This is a genomic window from Marinobacter sp. G5_S1_61_S3, from assembly GCF_054968585.1.
Window position 1 is genome coordinate 1 of sequence record NZ_JBQKUK010000012.1, and the last position, 17,452, is coordinate 17,452.

Sequence of the window (17,452 nt, forward strand, 5' to 3'; positions counted from 1 at the left end):
GTGCCCCGGACGGTTCGCCCCGCCCTGTTCCCGCACCAACCATCAAGTCAACCAGATCCGCGGAACAACCGCGGACTGGCCGGCCAACAGAGGTCGAAGTACCTCCCAGGCCCGCTGGCAAACATCCCAGGCTTCGTTTCTTTCATTACCCAGGTACCGCAACAACACAACGCCACGCCGGCGTGTGATGGCCCAGTGGGCTGAAGCCGGCAGTTGTTCGCGGATGGCTTCTATTGCGCCGGCTTCCTCTTCCAGACCGACGGCCCACAAGGTGGCCTGAACGGTGGCGCCGCCCTGCCCCCATTTGCCTTGGAAACGGGTGTGGGTGGGGTCTAACAGTTGGCGTTCCAGCCATAGCGGTTTGCCGTTCATACTCAGGCTGAAGCGTTGCTCCATGTGGCCGGTGACGAACGGCAGGTTGCTGGCCGGGCGGCCCAGGGCGAGGATTTCCCAGCCCAGGCATTTGGCGCCGGTTTCCAGGTCGATAGTGGTGGTCTGCTCGCCCCGGGAGCCGTTGAAGCCGAGGGTTTCCTGGGGCAGGTATTCGAGGATGCCGCCGTTGGCGACGTTCAGGTGTGTGTGCTGCGCCCAGGCGACGCCGTTGCGGTCGGCTTTGTAGAGTTTTGCCGCCGCCGGGGTGGTCACCAGGGTGTGCGCGCCACTGCCGACGGACACATTGATATTCAGGGCATCGCCGCTGACCAGGCCGCCGGGCGGGTGCAGCAGGTACACGTGGCAGCAGCCGGTTTTGCCTTCCGGGTAGAACGGTCGCTGTACCCGCAACGGCCCTTTGAACCGGGTGCGGGTCATGCGGGTAACCTGCGCGCCCTGCTCCTGCTTGGCGTCGAAGGCCAGGTCCAGGGTGGCGGCCCAGCGCCGGTCCGCGTCGAAGCGGTGGCCGGAGTCGTGAACCGCGTCGGTAGCGTTGAGGGCGATCGATTCGTAGGCGGTCATACCGTCAGGTGCTTCTTGATGAGTTCATCAGACAGCTCGGCAATCTCGCCCTCGGCGACGCGGCGGCCGCGGTCCATGATGGCGAAGCGGTCGGCGTATTTGCGGGCGAAGGGCAGTTTCTGCTCTACCAGCAACACCGTCAGGCCGTCTTCCTTGATCAACCGGCGGATGACTTCGCCGATCTGGGCGACGATGTTGGGCTGGATGCCTTCGCCGGGTTCGTCGAGGATCAGCAACTGAGGCTCGATCACCAGGGCGCGGCCGATGGCGAGCTGTTGCTGCTGGCCGCCAGAGAGGTCGCCGCCACGGCGGTTTTTCATTTCCTTGAGCACGGGGAACAGTTCGTAGATGCGCTCGGGGATTTTCTTGCTGCCGTCCTTGCGCACGGCCAGGCCGGTGCGCAGGTTTTCTTCCACGGTCAGCAACGGGAAAATCTGCCGGCCCTGCGGCACGTATCCGATGCCCAGGCGAGAGCGCTCTTCCAGTTTCTGTTTGGTCAGTTCGGTGCCGCCATCAAACTGGATGCTGCCGCTGCTGGTGCTTTCCTCCCCCATCACGCATTTCATCAGGGTGGTTTTGCCCACGCCGTTGCGGCCCATCACGCAGGTGCACTGGCCTTTGGGCACGTCCAGCTCCAGCTCCCACAGGGTGTGGCTTTCGCCGTAGAACTGGTTCAGTTTTTCGATCTTTAGCATTTGGCTTTCAGTTGGCATCAGGCTTCCTCCCCGAGATACACCTTGATCACTTCCGGGTCGTTGGAGACCTGGTCCATGCTGCCTTCCGCCAGCACGCTGCCCTGGTGCAATACGGTGACCTTACGGGCGATGGAGCGCACGAAGCCCATGTCGTGCTCCACCACCACAACCGACTGCTTGCCGGCGAGGCTGGTGAGCAGTTCGGCGGTGCGTTCCATTTCCTGCTCGGTCATGCCGGCGACGGGTTCGTCCACCAGCAGCAGGCGCGGCTTCTGCATCAGCAACATGCCGATTTCCAGCCACTGTTTCTGGCCGTGGGAGAGGATGCCCGCCAGCTGGTTTCGCAGCTCCTGCAAACCGATGGTTTCCAGCACTTCGTCGATGCGCTCGCGAAACTCCGCTTTCATGGCGGCCCGCAGTGTGGGGATCACCCGCTTGTCGGTGGCCATGGCCAGTTCGAGGTTTTCGAACACCGTTAAGGCCTCGAACACGGTGGGCTTCTGGAACTTGCGGCCGATGCCGAGGGTGGCGATTTCCGGCTCGTTCATGGTCAGCAGGTTGTGACGGCTGCCGAACCAGACCGAACCGGTGTCCGGGGCGGTTTTACCGGTGATGATGTCCATCATGGTGGTTTTGCCCGCGCCGTTCGGCCCGATGATGCAACGCAGTTCGCCGTCGTCGATGGTCATGTTGAGGTTGTTGATGGCCCGGAAGCCATCGAAGCTCACGTTGACGTCTTCCATGTAGAGGATCGGCCCGTGGCGGGTGTCCACGGGGGAGACCGCCGGGGTCAGGAATTCGAACACCCGGTCGCGGTTGGAAAGCTCCTCGATGATGCTCATGCGGTCGCCTCCGTGGTGGATGGGGCGGTTGGGGTGTCCTGTTCATCCTGTTTGCCCTTGCGGCGGCTGGCCAGCAGGCCGGCGATGCCCTTGGGCAGGAACACGGTGACCAGCACGAACAGGCCACCCAGGGCGAACAGCCAGGCATCCGGCATCACGCCGGTGAACACGGTTTTGGCGTAGTTCACCAGTACCGCGCCGATCACCGCGCCATAGAGCGTTGCGCGGCCGCCAAGGGCAACCCACACCACCACCTCAATGGAAAACAGCGGCGAGAATTCGCTGGGGTTGATGATGCCCACTTGGGGCACGTACAAGGCGCCAGCCACACCCGCCAGCATGGCGGAGACCACGAACACGAACAGCTGCACCCGATCCACCCGGTAGCCCAGGAATCGGGCGCGGGCTTCGGCGTCACGGCAGGCGATGCTGACCCGGCCCAGTTTGCTGGTAACGATGCCGCGGCAGATCACATAGCCAATGGCCAGGGCGATGCCGGTGGCGATGAACAGCCCCAAACGGGTGGCGTCGGTACGCAGGTTGAAGCCGAGGATGTCGCGGAAGTCGGTCAGGCCATTGTTGCCGCCAAAGCCCATCTCGTTGCGGAAGAACGCCAGCATCAGCGCGAAGGTCAGCGCCTGGGTGATGATGGACAGGTACACGCCGGTGACCCGCGAACGGAAGGCGAGGAAGCCGAACACCAGCGCCAGCAAGCCCGGGGCCAGCAGCACCATGATGAAGGCAAACCAGGCCATGTCGAACCCGAGCCAGTACCAGGGCAGTTCCTGCCAGTTCAGGAACACCATGAAGTCCGGCAGGATGGGATCGCCGTAGGTGCCGCGATCGCCGATCTGCCGCATCAGGTACATGCCCATGGCGTATCCGCCGATGGCAAAGAAGGCGCCATGGCCCAGGCTGAGGATACCGAGGTACCCCCACACCAGATCCACAGCCACCGCGAGCAAGGCGTAACACAGGTATTTGCCCAGCAGTGTCACGGTGTAGGCGCTGACATACAGGGCGCTGTCTTCTGGCATGGCCACGTGAAGGAAGGTCACGATGGCCAGGGCTGCAAACAGAACGCCCAGGAAAATCTGCGTGGATCGTTCACGCAAGGGTTGAGTCAACCACATACCTTAACCCTCCGCAGCCCGGCCTTTCTGGGGGAAGAGCCCCTTCGGCCGTTTTTGAATGAACAGGATGATGAAGACCAGCACAATGATCTTCGCGAGTACGGCACCAGCCCAGGGTTCCAGCAACTGGTTGATGGTGCCCAGCGACAGCCCGGCGATGAGCGTGCCCCACAGGTTGCCCACACCACCGAACACCACCACCATGAATGAGTCGATGATGTAGTTCTGGCCCAGGTTGGGGCCGACGTTGGTGAGCTGGGACAGCGCCACACCGGCCAGGCCGGCAACACCAGAGCCCAGGGCAAACGTCATGATGTCCACACGGGTGGCGCGGATGCCCATGGAGCGTGCCATGGCGCGGTTCTGGGTGACAGCACGCACTTCCAGGCCGAGGCGGGTTTTGCGCATGATCATCATCAGCGCGGCGAAGACGATCAGTGCGAACGCCAGTACGTACAGGCGGTTCAGGGTCAGGGAGAGCGCGTCGTTGATCACCAGCGAGCCGCTCATCCAGTCCGGTGTTACCACGGTGCGGTTCTGGGGCGAGATTACGGTACGCACCAGTTGCTGCAGGATGAGGCTGATACCAAAGGTGGCCAGCAGGGTTTCCAGCGGGCGGCCCTTGAGGAACTGGATCACGCTGCGTTCGATGATGATGCCGGCAGTGGCCGCCACCAGGAAGCCGGCGGGAATCGAGAGGATCAGCGCCAGGCCAGGCTGGCCCGGCAACAGTTGCTGCATGCCCCAGGTGGTGTAGGCACCCAGCATGATCAGCTCGCCGTGAGCCATGTTGATCACGCCCATCACGCCGAAGGTGATGGCCAGGCCGATGGCGGCCAGTACCAGCACGGAACCCAGGCTGAGGCCAAAATAGAGCGTTTCGGCGGCGCGGTTGAGTTTCAGTTTCTGTTCAATGGTGCCGAGGGCCTGCTCGGCCTTGTCGGCCAGGGCCGGATTATCGCTGCGCACGGCTTCGTTCAGGGCAGCTCGGGCCCGGGGGTGTAGACTGCCGGCCAGCACGTCCACGGCCTCAAGATTACCCTCACCCACCCTGTAAATGGCCAGTGCCTCTTCAATGCGGTTGCGCACCGAGGCGTTCTCTTCCCGTTCCAACTGCGCTTGCAGCGGCTCGACCAGGGAAGCGTCCACTTTGCCCATCATGTCCTGTGCGGAGGCTTCACGCACGTCAGGGTCTGCGGCGTTCAGGTCCAGCATGGCAAGAATGCCCTCAAGCTGGCCCCGTATCCGGTTATTGATGGCGATTCGGTCCAGCTCGCGGCGGGACATTTCGCCCATGTTCTCTCCGGTCAGCGGGTTGGCGATTTCCCAGTCCCGGCCCCGGTTGTTCAGTACGATCACGACCTGGCCGGTGTCGTCTATCCGGCTCAGGCGGTTGTTGCCATAAGCTTCGAGCCAGCCCCTGGCTCTTTCATCACCGCTGCTGACGATGGCATTGATGGCCTCTTCAACGCGGCTGGCGGGCGCTTCTGCAAGGTTATTCAGCAAGGCCGTTCCGGGGTCGTCTTCCTGGGCGGAGGCCGGAAGCGAGAGCACGGAAACCAGGGCGATAAGCAGCAATGTGAGCGATCGAAGGATGCTCATGATGGTGTCCTGTCGGTTGAAAGCGAGTTGCGGGGGCGACAACCGGGGCAGCATCGCCGCTCCCGGTTGTCTGTATTGCGCTGTTGGCTGCTATGCCTTATTCGGCTTCTTCAGCCGCCATTTCTCCAGCGGAGGCGCCACACTTGCCGGTTGCAGTGTTGAAACTTCCGCAGAACATCGGCTTGCGCCAGTCGGCAATCAGGTCACGGGAACCCGGCAGGAAGTCAGACCAGGCATCGCCAGCCACGGTAGACGGGGTTTCCCAGACCACGGAGAACTGGCCGTTGTCCTGGATTTCACCAATCAGCACCGGCTTGGTGATGTGGTGGTTGGGCATCATGGTGGCGTAGCCGCCGGTGAGGTTCGGTACGCTCACGCCGACGATGGCGTCTTTGACCGCATCCACGTCGGTGGTGCCGGCTTTCTTCACCGCTTCGATGTACATGTTGAAGCCGATGTAATGAGCTTCCATCGGGTCGTTGGTGACGGCTTCTTCGTTGCCGGTGTGCTCGATCCACTGGTCGATGAAGTCGTAGTTGGCATCGCTGTCCACACTCATGAAGTAGTTCCATGCCGCCAGGTGGCCAACCAGCGGGCCGGTGTCGATACCGGAAAGCTCCTGCTCACCCACGGAGAACGCCACTACCGGGATGTCGGAAGCGGAGATGCCCTGGTTACCCAGTTCACGGTAGAACGGCACATTGGCGTCGCCGTTGATGGTGGAGACCACGGCGGTCTTCTTGCCAGCGGAGCCGAAGCGCTTGATGTCAGACACGATGTTCTGCCAGTCGGAGTGACCGAAAGGCGTGTAGTTGATCATGATGTCTTCCTTGGCCACGCCCTGGTCCATCAGGTAGGTCTCAAGGATTTTGTTGGTGGTGCGCGGGTAAACGTAGTCGGTACCGGCCAGCACCCAGCGTTCAACACCGATGTTGTTCATCAGGTAGTCCACCGCAGGAATGGCCTGCTGGTTGGGAGCGGCACCGGTATAGAAAACGTTCTCGGAAGATTCTTCACCTTCGTACTGAACCGGGTAGAACAGCAGGCCGTTAAGCTCCTCAACCACCGGCAGTACGGATTTACGGGAAACAGACGTCCAGTTGCCGAAAATCACGTCCACTTTTTCCTGGGCCAGCAGTTCACGGGCCTTTTCGGCAAACAGCGGCCAGTTGGAGGCAGGGTCAACCACGACCGCTTCCAGTTCACGGCCCAGAACCCCACCTTCGGCGTTCTGCTTGGCGATGAGCATTTCGACGGTGTCTTTCAGCACGGTTTCACTGATGGCCATGGTGCCGGAGAGGGAGTGGAGGATGCCGACCTTGATGGGATCTTCGGCGGCCGCTGCGTTAAGAGACATTGAGAGAGCCAGTGCTGACAGGCCCAGTTTCACGTGTTTTCTAATCGTCATGTTGTGCATCCTTTTCGGATTGATTGGTGTTATTGCCCCAAAATGCACCAACACCTCTGCATCAGCTGTTCCAGAATGAAAAACACGCCTTATTTTTCAGTCAGTTAAATGACATTTGATAACCACTTACCGGGCTTTCGAACCAGCAGTAATGCACCACGATGAATCGCCACTCCGCTAAGCGCACTATTACGATGCGCCAAACCCACAAACCTGCAATTCTATGAACTTAAAAAATAACCTGTTGTTTTAAATATTGTTTTTATTCTGATGCCAACTGGCCTCCGGTTATTGTCAAAAAATGGGGCAACAGAATGGTCAACTCTGGTGCTCCAGACCCTTAATCGTGCACCGGAGCTGTAAACGGGAAAATCCAGAAAATGCATGAACATACGTTCAACCTTCACCTGTCCGCTTGATTACAAATCTGTAAGAGATATCGCACAGATAAGGGAGCGAATGTCCGATTTCTTGAGAATGGCTCCCATGTAGAATGGTTAACGTCAAGGATGAGAAGCTGGCAAGGAAAGCTGGCTCAGGGAAGATAACTCCAGGGATCGGGAGTTGCCCAGGGAATCAGGGCAGCAGGGACGAACAACAGGGAAGACGCGCACAGGATGTTGCGCAGCCTGAAGGATCAGGCATGGGGTCAGCCACGGGCTCAGGAGCATAAGGAATGTGTTCCTGTCCGTGCACTTCCCCATCCCGCCGGTTACCGTCTTTTCTATTCAACCAGCTCCGCCGCTTTTACGTCCTGACGAATAATCAGACACGTAAAATCACTCTCAGGAGCAACGCAAGCATGAAACGCACCCCCTTTATCGCCATGATGGTCCTTCTGTTCAGCCTGTTCACCGGTTTCGCCCACGCTGAACCCGCCACCATCAACATCAACACCGCCGACATCGAAACCCTGGCCAGTCTCAACGGCATCGGGCAGAGCAAAGCCGAAGCGATTGTGGCCTATCGCGATGCCAACGGTCCTTTCCAGTCCAGCAACGACCTGACCAACGTCAAGGGCATTGGTGAGCGCACGGTTGAAAAGAACGCCGAGCGCCTGACGGTCGAATAACGCTATTCGGGCAGTGGCCGGCTGCCACTGCCCGCTCCCAAGTCACCAGCTACCACCCCACCCGTTTTCCGAGCACGCAGACTCCCCATAAAGTCGCCTGGCAACTACCAGGGCCCCGCCCTATTATTGTGGCTCAGAGAGACAATAATAATCGCGAGCGACGGCACTATGGTTGATCCCATCAAGGTTTACCCGGCCAAACCTTCCAAGGTCTATTTCTACGGCACCTGCCTGGTCGACATGTTCTATCCCGACGCGGGCATGGCCGGCATCCAGTTGCTGGAGCGGGAAGGCATTCAGGTCATCTACCCTGAAGACCAGACCTGCTGTGGCCAGCCTGCCTACACCTCCGGCTATCACGACGAAGCCCGCGCAGTCGCCCACGCCCAACTCGGGCTGTTTCCGGAAGACTGGCCGATTGTGGTGCCCTCCGGTTCCTGTGGCGGCATGATGCGCAAGCATTACCCGGCGCTGTTCAAGGACACCTCCGATGAAGTCGCGGCCGCTGAAATTGCCGGGCGGGTATGGGAACTGACGGACTTTCTGGTGAACGTGTGCCACATCAAACTGGACGACCTGGGTGAGCCCACCACCGTAGCCATGCACACCTCCTGCTCCGCCCGCCGTGAAATGGGTGTGGCGGAAGTCGGCCCCAAACTGCTGGGGCAACTGAAAAACGTCAACCTGGTAGAACAGGTTCGAGCGGAGGAATGCTGCGGCTTTGGCGGTACCTTCGCGGTGCGCCATCCGGAAATTTCCGGGGCCATGGTCAGCGAGAAAGTGGACACCCTGGTGGACACCGGCGCCAAAGAGTTTGTCACCACGGACTGCGGATGTTTGATGAACATCGCCGGGTACGCTGAGAAAAACCAGAAGCCGGTGACCGGCCAGCACATTCTGAGTTTCCTTTGGGAACGCACCAGCAGTGGAGGTGAACAGTCATGAGCGAGACAGCACACGGCTCTTCACACCATTCCGCCCACCACATCGATGTGAAAGAGTTCCACCCGCGCGCCCGGGCGGCCATCCACAACCCGCAGGTTCGCCAGAACTTCCGCAAGGCGATGGACGGCCTGATGACCAAGCGCAAATCCGCCTTTGAAGGTTGGGACCTGGAAACCCTTCGGGACTTGGGCGCCAACATTCGCATGCGGGCCCTGGCCAGCCTGCCGGATTTGCTGGAGCAACTGGAACAGAAGCTGACCGAGAACGGCATTACTGTGCATTGGGCCACCGACGGTGATGAAGCCTGCCGTATCGTGCGCGACATCTGCGTGGCGCGGGACGCCAAGACGGCGATCAAAGGCAAGTCCATGGTCTCTGAGGAAATGGAGCTGAACCATTACCTTGAGGAACAGGGCATCGAGGCGCTGGAGTCGGACCTTGGCGAGTACATTGTGCAATTGGCGGAAGAAACACCCTCGCACATCATCATGCCGGCGATTCACAAGAACACTGGCGAGATCTCCCAACTGCTGCACGACAAAACCGGCACCGACCTTTCCAACGACGTGGAATACCTGACTGCGAATGCCCGATTGCAGTTGCGGGAAAAGTTCCGTAATGCCGACGTGGGCATTTCCGGCGTCAACTTTGCGGTGGCCGAAACCGGCACCCTGTGCCTGGTGGAAAACGAAGGCAACGGCCGTATGACCACTACCGTACCGCCCTGCCACATTGCCGTGACCGGCATTGAGAAGGTGGTGCCCAACCTGGAAGACGTGACTGCCCTGCTGGCGCTATTGACCCGTTCCGCCACCGGCCAGCACATTACCACCTACTTCAATATGATTTCCGGCCCCCGCAAGGCCAACGAGATGGACGGCCCGGAAGAGGTTCACGTGGTGTTGGTGGACAATGGCCGCTCCACCATCTATCAGGATGACGAGCTGCTGGACACCCTGCGCTGCATCCGCTGCGGCGCCTGCATGAACCACTGCCCGGTGTATACGCGGGTGGGCGGCCACACCTATGGCACCACCTATCCCGGCCCCATCGGTAAAATCCTGATGCCGCATATGGTGGGCCTTGATGAGGGCCGTCACCTGCCTACGGCTTCAAGCCTGTGTGGCGCCTGCGGCGAAGTCTGCCCGGTGAAGATCCCGATTCCGGACCTGTTGGTGCGGCTGCGCCAGGAATCCGTTGACGGGGACAAGCTGCATCCGGCCAAGGTGCGCGGCCACGGTGCCAAGCGCAGTGGCGTGGAAGCCATGATCTGGAAGGGCTGGAGCTGGATGCATGCCAAACCCGGCCTCTATCGCCTGGGCACAAGCCTGGGCGCACGATTCCGCAAGCTGCAGCCAGGCAAGATTGGCGCCTGGACTCAATACCGCACCGCGCCAAAACTGGCGCCCAAAACCCTGCACGAACGGATGAAGGAGCGTGGCCAATGAGTTCCAGAGACGCCATTCTCCAGCGCCTGCGTAACCGCACCGGCGGTGAACTGACGGCCCCGGAATGCGATTTTTCAGTGCTTGATCGTCCGGACTGGAGCACCGCTGAACGGCTGGACATGTTCGAAAGGACCATCGAATCGGTTCACGGCGAAGTGCATCGCACCACGGAATCCGGCTGGATTGACCGGTTGGCTGAAATCCTTCAGAGCCGCGGCGCCCAGACCCTGCTGATTGCCAAGGAACATGAGATCGGCCAGGCCCTGAGAAGCGCCACCCAAAACCGCGAGGACCTGCCGCAACTGCTGGTGTACGACGAGCCCATCGAAAGCTGGCAGGAAGCACTGTTCAATGAGGTGGACGCCGGCATCACCTCTACCCGCGGCGGCATTGCCGAAACCGGGTCACTGATTCTTTGGCCGACGGCGGATGAGCCCCGGCTGATGAGCCTGGTGCCGCCCATCCATATTGCGATCCTGAAGGCCAGTGAGTTGTACACCACGTTCCACGATGCCATGCAATCCCAGAACTGGGCCGCTGGCATGCCAACCAATGCGCTGTTAGTCTCCGGGCCTTCGAAGACCGCTGATATCGAGCAAACTCTCGCTTACGGTGTTCACGGTCCCAAGGAACTCATCGTACTGGTTATTGAATGATCCGAGGCGCATTACTGATTGCCCTGGCCGCCCTGCTCTGGGCGACCACGGGTATCGTGGCAAAATTCCTGTTTTCCGGCTCCGACCTGCAGGCAGTGACACTGGGTTTCCTGCGCCTGGCGGTCGCTTTACCCTTCTTCTTTGGGCTGATGCTGAAGGAGCAGCGCGCACTCGCTCGAAGTGCAACCTCTCCGCCAAAGTTCACCCATAAAGCTCTGGTTCCGCTTGTGGCCCTGGGCTTCTTCCAGGCGGTCTATCAGGGCAGCTACCTGCTGGCCGTGGATATGACCGGCGCAGGTATCGCAACGCTGATTGCCCTGTGCCTGGCACCCGTGATTGTCGCCATCATGGCGGCGCCGCTGCTGGGCGAGAAACCGGGCGTGGTGACAATGCTGGCGTTGGCCGCCGCTATTGCCGGCACCGCAATGCTGGTGATCAGTGACATGGACAGTGCTGGCCATCTTCGCCTGGGTGGCATCCTGGTGGCGGTTCTGGCGGCGCTGGTGTATGCCGGGTTTACGCTGACCAGCCGGCACACGTCCACCGGTACTCCGGTGTTCACCACGGCGTTCATCTGCTTTTTTACCGCCGCGCTGATCCTGCTGCCTGTCGTTGCGCTGAGTGGTGGTTTTGACGGGCTACAGAGCCTGGGCATTTCACAATGGCTGATGGTGGCCTACATCGGTATTGTGCCGACCTGCCTGGGGTATGTGAGTTTCTTCAGCGGTATGAAGACAACACCGGCTACTCTGTCGAGCATTATCGTGACCCTGGAGCCGCTGTTCGTGGCCATGCTTGCCTGGGTAATTCTGGGTGAGGAATTGGGGATGATCGGTATTGCCGGGGCGTTGATTCTGACGGCGGCGGTGATCGTGGCCTCTCGCAGCAGTGCCGGGAGTCGTCCCGACACTGCCTGATAACGCCGAGCCAGGCGTTTTACTCTTCCTCTTCTACCCGGCGCTGCTTTTCGAGCATGTTCGGCTGCAGGATTTCGATCCAGTAGCCGTCCGGGTCCTTGATGAACGCCAGGCCCTTCATTTTGCCGTCGTCCGGCTTCTTGACGAAGTCCACACCCAGTTTTTCAAAGCGATCGCAGGCGCTGTAAACGTCCGGCACCGCTACGCCGATGTGGCCAAAGCCCTGGGGCTCGTCGTTGCCATTGTGGTAGCCAAACTCTTCATCGTTTTCGGTGCCCCAGTTGTGGGTCAGTTCGAGCATGGCTTCGCGGCCAAAGATGAAGGTGGTGCGGTGAGCGTCGTCGTTGGGGACCATGTTGGCCTGGCGGTCGTCGAGGTAGGCGAGGAAGTAGAGGGTAAATTTCATTTCCGGGAAGTCGAGTTTTCTGACGAGGCGCATGCCCATTACCCGGGTGTAGAAGTCCATGGAGCGCTCGGGGTCTTTGATGCGCATCATGGTTTGGTTGAAGACGTAGCCTTCGGTTTCGGGGACGGTTGCTTCGTGCAGGCCGGGGGCTTGTTCGAAGTGTTTGGGCATGGGAGCTCCCTTTTATGGGTTCAGGATTCAACCATTATACTTGCGTGCGTTGCGGGGAAATTTCAAGGGCAAAAAAAGGCCCCACAGTCAGAGACACAAAACCTGTGGGGCCTTGGAAACTTTTTTGATTGCATGGTTGGGGGGGCTGGTCCAAGCGGGTATGCCCCTCCCAGACACGCCGTTAACCCATCCATGGGGGCTCGGCATTGCCATCCCTGGCAATGCACGGTCTGGGAGGGGCATACCCGCTCGGACCGATCTGACTTTCCAGGTAACGCCTTTAGGCGTGTGCCTCCTGTATTTGTTTCGACTCAACTCATGCCAACTGGTGTTCTTCGCCTTCGTAGTACGCCTCTACCCTCGGGTTCATCACCTTTTTCCACAGTGGCGGGATCATGGCCAGGACGACCATGGCGGCGTAACCGGCGGGGAGCTGGGGCGCTATTTCGTGGTGGCGGAGGACCTGGTAGCGGCGTTTCGCCCAGGCGTGGTGGTCGCTGTGGCGTTGGAGGTGGAACAGGAAGACGTTGGTGAGGAAGTAGTTGGAGTTCCAGCTGTGTTCCGGGCCGGTGCGTTCGTAGCGGCCGTTTTCGAGTTTGCGGCGGTGGAGACCGTAGTGTTCGAGGTAGTTGACGATTTCCAGCAGGTTGAGGGCGATGAAGCTCTGGCCGAGGAAGAACGCGGCGCCGAGCCAGCCAAAGGCGACGGTGAAGGCCGTGAAGGCCAGCGCGGTGATGCTGTACCACCAGATGAGTTCGTTGCGCCAGCTGAGGGCGCTATGGCCTTTTTTCTCGAGGCGTTTGGCTTCCAGTTTCCAGGCGTTGATGAAGTTGCGGGCATAGGCCTGGGGCAGGAAGTTGTAGAGGGACTGGTTGTAGCGCGACGACGAGGCGTCTTCCGGGGTGGAGACGTGAACGTGGTGGCCGCGCAGGTGTTCGACTTTGAAGCCGGCGTAGCTGACCAGTGACAGCAGGAAACCGCCGGCCCAGGTTTCGAGTTTGCCGTCTTTGTGGATGAGTTCGTGGGCAACGTTGATGCCCAGGCCGCCAACGATGCCGACGGAGAAGATCCAGCCGATGCCACCGGCCACATTGAACAGGCCGGACGCCAGCACGAACATGCTCCACACCAGCAACACCGCAAAGGCGGCAACCCAGCCCAGGGTGATGAACTTGTAGAAGCGTTCGGTGTTCATGCGTGGGGTATCGGCTTCCTCGTCCGGGTTGAGGGCGTCTTTGCCCAGCAGCAGGTCGAGGATGGGGATGATGCCGAAGACGACCACCGGTACGCCCCAGGCGAACAGGTTGATCCATCCGGTGGCTTGCCCGGCCGCCAACAACAGGGGCGGCAGGGCCAGGGGCAGCATGGCGATCAGGTAGCTGTATTTCTTGAGTGTCAGCAGCACTTTCCGGCGGGCGGACTCGGTGCTCAGGACTAATGGTTTCGTACTCACGTGTTTTCCCTCATCGGCTGTTGCTTTCGATCTGGGCGATCGCTTCTTGTTAACTGCATTATTGTCCTACAATATAACAGTCGTCAAGAAAACCGTGGTACTTTTTAATCACTGCATTTATCAATACAGCCCCAATCGCGCTATCTCACTGTGATTGCCCCTCTGTTTCGGGGGCTCCGGCCCCATGCAGCTCCCGGCGTCGGTGCCAGTAATTCATGGTCAGCAATACCAGCATCGCGACCACACCTGCGACTTCCACTTGCAGGTCTGGATAAAAGATTGCGATCACCGCACCACTCAATGCCAGTCGCATCCAGGGTTTCATGTGAGTGAACAGAAAGCCTTCGAGCGCCGCTGCAAAGGCCGCAAGGGCGAGTATGGCGATGAAGCCGTTCCAGAGAACCAGTGGTAACGGCCCCCCTTCGATGATCACGGGGTTGAACACCATGAACAGCGGAATGAGGTAAAGGCCCTTGGCGAACTTCCAGGCCTGTACGCTGGTTTCCATGGTTTTACTGCCTGCGATCGCCGCCCCCGCGAAGGCGGCCAGCGCCACAGGCGGCGTGACGTTGGAATCCTGGGAGTACCAGAACACCAACAGGTGAGCGACCAACAGCGGGATACCGAACTCGTTGGTCAACGCGGGCCCCACCAGCACGATCAGTACGATGTAGCTGGCCGTTACCGGCAGCCCCAGGCCCAGAATCAGGCTGGCGATGACCACCAGGAACAGCGCCATCAGAATGTTGCCGTCGGCGAATGCAATCATCATTGATGAGAACTTGAGGCCCAGCCCGGTCAGGCCGACCACCGCCACCACAATGCCGGCAATGGCGCAGGCAATGCTGACGGGAACCGCGTTGCGGGCACCAAGTTCGAGGCCCTGCAGCAGTTTTACAACGCCTTCACGCAGCGCATGCGTCAGGGCTTTTCCAAGCTGGTTGTCCGCCCGCCCCTGTTTATAGGCAAGGTACAGGCCGTTCAGCCCGGCGATACCAATGATGCCGACCACGGCATAAAACCCGACCCGCATGGGGGAGATGCCCATCACCAGCAGGTACACCAGCATGATGATCGGCAACAGGAAGTACCAGCCGTAAGCCATCACTTCCCGGAGCTGGGGAAGATCACTGGAAGGCAGGCCTTTCATGCCCTGCTTCACCGCGCAGATATGAACGAGCAGATACACCGTGGCGAAATACAGCAGGGCCGGAAACACACTGACTTTTACAATGTCGAGGTACGGCACACGGGTGTATTCCGCAATCAGGAAGGCGCCGGCGCCCATCAGCGGCGGCATGATCTGGCCACCGGTACTGGCTGCGGCTTCAATGCCACCCGCCTGGGCCGGACGAAAACCCAGTTTCTTCATCAGCGGAATGGTAAACGCGCCGGTGGTTACCACGTTGGCGATGGCACTGCCTGAGATGGACCCCATGCTGGCCGAGGCCAGAACCGCAGCCTTGGCGGGGCCGCCGCGCTGACGGCCCGTCGCCGCAAAAGCCAGATCGATGAAGAAGCGGCCTGCGCCGGTTACTTCCAGCATGGCGCCGAACAGCACAAAGATGAACACGAACGTAGCAGCAACGCCCAACGGCAGGCCGAAAATCCCTTCCTGCCCCAGATACAGCTGGGCACCGATACGGTCGAGGGAGTAGCCGCGATGGTTGAGAATGCCCGGCAGCCATTCCCCCAGCTCCGACAGCGGCCCACGCTGGCCACTCATCGCGTAGAGAATTGCAATCACACCGATCACCGTCAGCCCGGTGCCTACCGCCCGGCGGCTGGCCTCCAGCAAGGTGATGGTGCATACCCAGGCCATGACAATATCGGTCTGGTTCCAGAACCCGGCCCGGCCGGTAATCTCATCGAGGAACCAGACCAGATAGAAACCGGATGCGCCCGAGGCTATCAAAAATCCGGTATCAATCAACGCCGTTATGGCGCCGCGCGGTCGGCCAGGCCGGGGCCCAAACAGCAGAAAGCACAGCATCATCACCAACGCCAGGTGAATGCCCCGTTGATAGAACAGTCCCAGCGGTTGAATACCGGCGCTGTATAGCTGAAACAGCGATAGGCCGATACCAATCAGTGCGATCAGCCAGAGCAGTGCCCTGGGCCCGCTCATTCTGGTCGGCTGCCATGCGCCATTGGTTTTCAGGTAGATGGCCGTTTCTTGACTCATTGAAGCGTGCTTCCTTTATCCCCTGCAGGCCGTACTCGAATCTCAACGAGTTTGTCAGCTGCCAGACGGCTTAGACTCACCACGCGCGAATCCACCTCAATGCGGTGATTCACCGACAAGGCGCCAACGCGCAGCGAGAGACGATTATTGGGTATGGGCACCTGCATATCGACGATGCGGTAGCCGTGGTCGTCATCCGACGTCAGTGTGCCCCGGCCACGGGTATGGCCAAGGCCGGCTGCAAAGTCCGGTGTGTGGCTACTGTCCAGAATCAACTGGTCCGCTTCCATGCGAAAGCAGTCCGTCACAGGAAACCCCTGCACCGAGTGATTCCAGATCAGGCACCACCGCCCGCCCTCGGGCAGGCCGAGCTGCACCAGCGACGTCTGACTGGTATCAGACACCGACAGTTGCCAGACCGCTTTGCTCTGGGCGCCGACTGCTGTGGGCCATAATCCCCACAGCAGTGACGCGAGCAGGCAACAGACCCTGCAAACCATGAACCGACGAATGATAACGACGGATTCCCAATTACTGGCGCAGTGCCTCCGGCACTTCTGCACCTATTTCCTCGTAATAGCGAATGGCACCCGGATGGAGAGGAATGGGTGTGGAATCCAGGCTGAACTCCACGGTGGTGTCGTCAGCGGCCGGATGGATCGCCCTCAGGGCCTCTACCTTTTCGAAGAGCAGCTTGGTGATCTTGTAGGCAAGATCTTCCGACATGGCGCTATTGACGGTAAGGACGTTGGGAATGCCGATCGTTGAAATATCCGTATCGACACCCTCGTAGGTACCGGAACGCAACTTGTAGGGCGCAAACACCGGCACTTCTGCTCTGGCGTTGGCGGTTTCCTTCTCGGAGAGAGGTATCAGTGCAATGTCACGGGTGGTGGCAAGGCTGACAATAGAGCTTGTTGGCGGGCCAACACTCCAGAACGCGGCGTCGATGTCGCCATCGCGAATGGCATCTGCAGATTCATTGAAGTTCAGGCCACGCTCGTCGAAATCGTCGAAGCTCATGCCGTTGGTTTCCAGCAGGGCCTTGGCGTTCACTTCGGTACCGCTGCCCGGCGCACCAACCGACACACGCTTGCCAGCCAGGTCTGCCAGCGACGTAATGCCAGAGTCCGCCAGGGTGACAATCTGAACCGCGTTCGGATAAAGCGAGGCAATGGCCAGCACATCCAGCTTGTTGCCATTGAAACGTTCGCCACCGTTATAGGCCTGATGGACGGTGTCTGCCAGGGCAATCGCCAGATCCGAATCCTGACGATGAACCAGCCCCATGTTCTCAACCGAAGCACCGGTGACTTCGGCAACTGCGCTGTACCCTTCAATATGCTGACTGATCAACTCCGCAAGGCCACCCCCGAGAGGGTAATAGGTACCACCGGTGCCGCCCGTGGCAATGGAGAGATTGGTATCCGCCTGTGCCGGAGAAACACCGATCAGCGCGGTCGCGCCCAGTGCCAGAAATAGCTTTCGCATGTTGCTCACCTCGTTTTTGTTGGATTAGCGTCGGGACGTTTGATCCTTTGACGTCATCATAGGATAGCAGCTTG

At 59.8% G+C, this 17,452-nt stretch carries 16 protein-coding genes; 5 read left to right on the plus strand and 11 right to left on the minus strand.

Annotation, left to right across the window (positions count from 1 at the left end; genetic code table 11):
• Positions 1-42: 42 nt before the first annotated feature.
• The 6 genes from ACTRWH_RS12980 to urtA form a co-directional block, all read right to left on the minus strand.
• On the minus strand, positions 43-954 hold the full coding sequence (locus ACTRWH_RS12980; protein WP_462826476.1) for an urease accessory protein UreD: 912 nt from the start codon (positions 952-954) through the stop codon (positions 43-45).
• Positions 951-1,649 (minus strand): urea ABC transporter ATP-binding subunit UrtE, encoded by a 699-nt coding sequence (gene urtE, locus ACTRWH_RS12985; protein WP_036210205.1) that lies wholly within the window; start codon positions 1,647-1,649, stop codon positions 951-953. The genes ACTRWH_RS12980 and urtE overlap by 4 nt, the downstream gene beginning before the upstream one ends.
• A gap of 17 nt (positions 1,650-1,666) precedes the next feature.
• Positions 1,667-2,491 carry an urea ABC transporter ATP-binding protein UrtD gene (gene urtD, locus ACTRWH_RS12990; RefSeq protein ID WP_336146536.1) on the minus strand — a complete coding sequence of 275 codons (825 nt, stop codon included), beginning with the start codon at positions 2,489-2,491 and terminating at the stop codon, positions 1,667-1,669.
• Positions 2,488-3,624 carry an urea ABC transporter permease subunit UrtC gene (gene urtC, locus ACTRWH_RS12995; RefSeq protein WP_462826477.1) on the minus strand — a complete coding sequence of 379 codons (1,137 nt, stop codon included), beginning with the start codon at positions 3,622-3,624 and terminating at the stop codon, positions 2,488-2,490. The genes urtD and urtC overlap by 4 nt, the downstream gene beginning before the upstream one ends.
• A gap of 3 nt (positions 3,625-3,627) precedes the next feature.
• Positions 3,628-5,226: an urea ABC transporter permease subunit UrtB gene (gene urtB / locus ACTRWH_RS13000; RefSeq protein WP_462826478.1), complete on the minus strand. Its 1,599-nt coding sequence runs from the start codon at positions 5,224-5,226 to the stop codon at positions 3,628-3,630.
• A 97-nt stretch (positions 5,227-5,323) separates the two neighbouring features.
• Entirely contained in the window at positions 5,324-6,634 is a 1,311-nt protein-coding gene (urtA, locus tag ACTRWH_RS13005; protein WP_036209057.1) for an urea ABC transporter substrate-binding protein, read from the minus strand.
• Between the two features lie 802 nt (positions 6,635-7,436).
• On the opposite strand from urtA, the gene ACTRWH_RS13010 reads away from it, so the two are divergent.
• The 5 genes from ACTRWH_RS13010 to ACTRWH_RS13030 all read left to right on the plus strand — a co-directional run bounded on the left by ACTRWH_RS13010 (position 7,437) and on the right by ACTRWH_RS13030 (position 11,672).
• Positions 7,437-7,706 carry a ComEA family DNA-binding protein gene (locus ACTRWH_RS13010; protein WP_041335550.1) on the plus strand — a complete coding sequence of 90 codons (270 nt, stop codon included), beginning with the start codon at positions 7,437-7,439 and terminating at the stop codon, positions 7,704-7,706.
• Between the two features lie 168 nt (positions 7,707-7,874).
• A complete protein-coding gene (locus ACTRWH_RS13015; protein WP_041335553.1) occupies positions 7,875-8,651 on the plus strand; it encodes a (Fe-S)-binding protein in 777 nt (258 codons plus the stop codon).
• Complete coding sequence (locus ACTRWH_RS13020) at positions 8,648-10,099, plus strand: LutB/LldF family L-lactate oxidation iron-sulfur protein (RefSeq protein ID WP_228211004.1); 1,452 nt, start codon at positions 8,648-8,650, stop codon at positions 10,097-10,099. The genes ACTRWH_RS13015 and ACTRWH_RS13020 overlap by 4 nt, the downstream gene beginning before the upstream one ends.
• Positions 10,096-10,755: an LUD domain-containing protein gene (locus ACTRWH_RS13025; protein ID WP_462826480.1), complete on the plus strand. Its 660-nt coding sequence runs from the start codon at positions 10,096-10,098 to the stop codon at positions 10,753-10,755. Before ACTRWH_RS13020 ends, ACTRWH_RS13025 begins: the two co-directional genes overlap by 4 nt.
• Positions 10,752-11,672, plus strand: coding sequence for an EamA family transporter (locus tag ACTRWH_RS13030; protein WP_462826481.1), 921 nt, complete (start codon positions 10,752-10,754; stop codon positions 11,670-11,672). Before ACTRWH_RS13025 ends, ACTRWH_RS13030 begins: the two co-directional genes overlap by 4 nt.
• 19 nt (positions 11,673-11,691) lie before the next feature.
• On the opposite strand, the gene gloA is transcribed toward ACTRWH_RS13030, so the two are convergent.
• The 5 genes from gloA to ACTRWH_RS13055 form a co-directional block, all read right to left on the minus strand.
• Positions 11,692-12,249: a lactoylglutathione lyase gene (gene gloA / locus ACTRWH_RS13035; protein WP_007155583.1), complete on the minus strand. Its 558-nt coding sequence runs from the start codon at positions 12,247-12,249 to the stop codon at positions 11,692-11,694.
• A gap of 316 nt (positions 12,250-12,565) precedes the next feature.
• Entirely contained in the window at positions 12,566-13,702 is a 1,137-nt protein-coding gene (locus ACTRWH_RS13040) for an alkane 1-monooxygenase (RefSeq protein WP_269399692.1), read from the minus strand.
• 145 nt (positions 13,703-13,847) lie between these two features.
• On the minus strand, positions 13,848-15,887 hold the full coding sequence (locus ACTRWH_RS13045) for a TRAP transporter permease (protein WP_269399693.1): 2,040 nt from the start codon (positions 15,885-15,887) through the stop codon (positions 13,848-13,850).
• On the minus strand, positions 15,884-16,291 hold the full coding sequence (locus ACTRWH_RS13050) for a DUF1850 domain-containing protein (protein ID WP_052479571.1): 408 nt from the start codon (positions 16,289-16,291) through the stop codon (positions 15,884-15,886). Before ACTRWH_RS13050 ends, ACTRWH_RS13045 begins: the two co-directional genes overlap by 4 nt.
• Before the next feature lie 127 nt (positions 16,292-16,418).
• The gene (locus ACTRWH_RS13055; protein WP_462826482.1) at positions 16,419-17,378 is read right to left on the minus strand and encodes a TAXI family TRAP transporter solute-binding subunit; all 960 of its coding nucleotides are present in this window, start codon (positions 17,376-17,378) and stop codon (positions 16,419-16,421) included.
• Positions 17,379-17,452: the final 74 nt, after the last annotated feature.

Bases quoted from the DNA above. Each gene is read 5' to 3' on its own strand.
- ACTRWH_RS12980 (WP_462826476.1), bottom strand. From the start codon at position 954: ATGACCGCCTACGAATCGATCGCCCTCAACGCTACCGACGCGGTTCAC.
- urtE (WP_036210205.1), bottom strand. From the start codon at position 1,649: ATGCTAAAGATCGAAAAACTGAACCAGTTCTACGGCGAAAGCCACACC.
- urtD (WP_336146536.1), bottom strand. From the start codon at position 2,491: ATGAGCATCATCGAGGAGCTTTCCAACCGCGACCGGGTGTTCGAATTC.
- urtC (WP_462826477.1), bottom strand. From the start codon at position 3,624: ATGTGGTTGACTCAACCCTTGCGTGAACGATCCACGCAGATTTTCCTG.
- urtB (WP_462826478.1), bottom strand. From the start codon at position 5,226: ATGAGCATCCTTCGATCGCTCACATTGCTGCTTATCGCCCTGGTTTCC.
- urtA (WP_036209057.1), bottom strand. From the start codon at position 6,634: ATGACGATTAGAAAACACGTGAAACTGGGCCTGTCAGCACTGGCTCTC.
- ACTRWH_RS13010 (WP_041335550.1), top strand. From the start codon at position 7,437: ATGAAACGCACCCCCTTTATCGCCATGATGGTCCTTCTGTTCAGCCTG.
- ACTRWH_RS13015 (WP_041335553.1), top strand. From the start codon at position 7,875: ATGGTTGATCCCATCAAGGTTTACCCGGCCAAACCTTCCAAGGTCTAT.
- ACTRWH_RS13020 (WP_228211004.1), top strand. From the start codon at position 8,648: ATGAGCGAGACAGCACACGGCTCTTCACACCATTCCGCCCACCACATC.
- ACTRWH_RS13025 (WP_462826480.1), top strand. From the start codon at position 10,096: ATGAGTTCCAGAGACGCCATTCTCCAGCGCCTGCGTAACCGCACCGGC.
- ACTRWH_RS13030 (WP_462826481.1), top strand. From the start codon at position 10,752: ATGATCCGAGGCGCATTACTGATTGCCCTGGCCGCCCTGCTCTGGGCG.
- gloA (WP_007155583.1), bottom strand. From the start codon at position 12,249: ATGCCCAAACACTTCGAACAAGCCCCCGGCCTGCACGAAGCAACCGTC.
- ACTRWH_RS13045 (WP_269399693.1), bottom strand. From the start codon at position 15,887: ATGAGTCAAGAAACGGCCATCTACCTGAAAACCAATGGCGCATGGCAG.
- ACTRWH_RS13055 (WP_462826482.1), bottom strand. From the start codon at position 17,378: ATGCGAAAGCTATTTCTGGCACTGGGCGCGACCGCGCTGATCGGTGTT.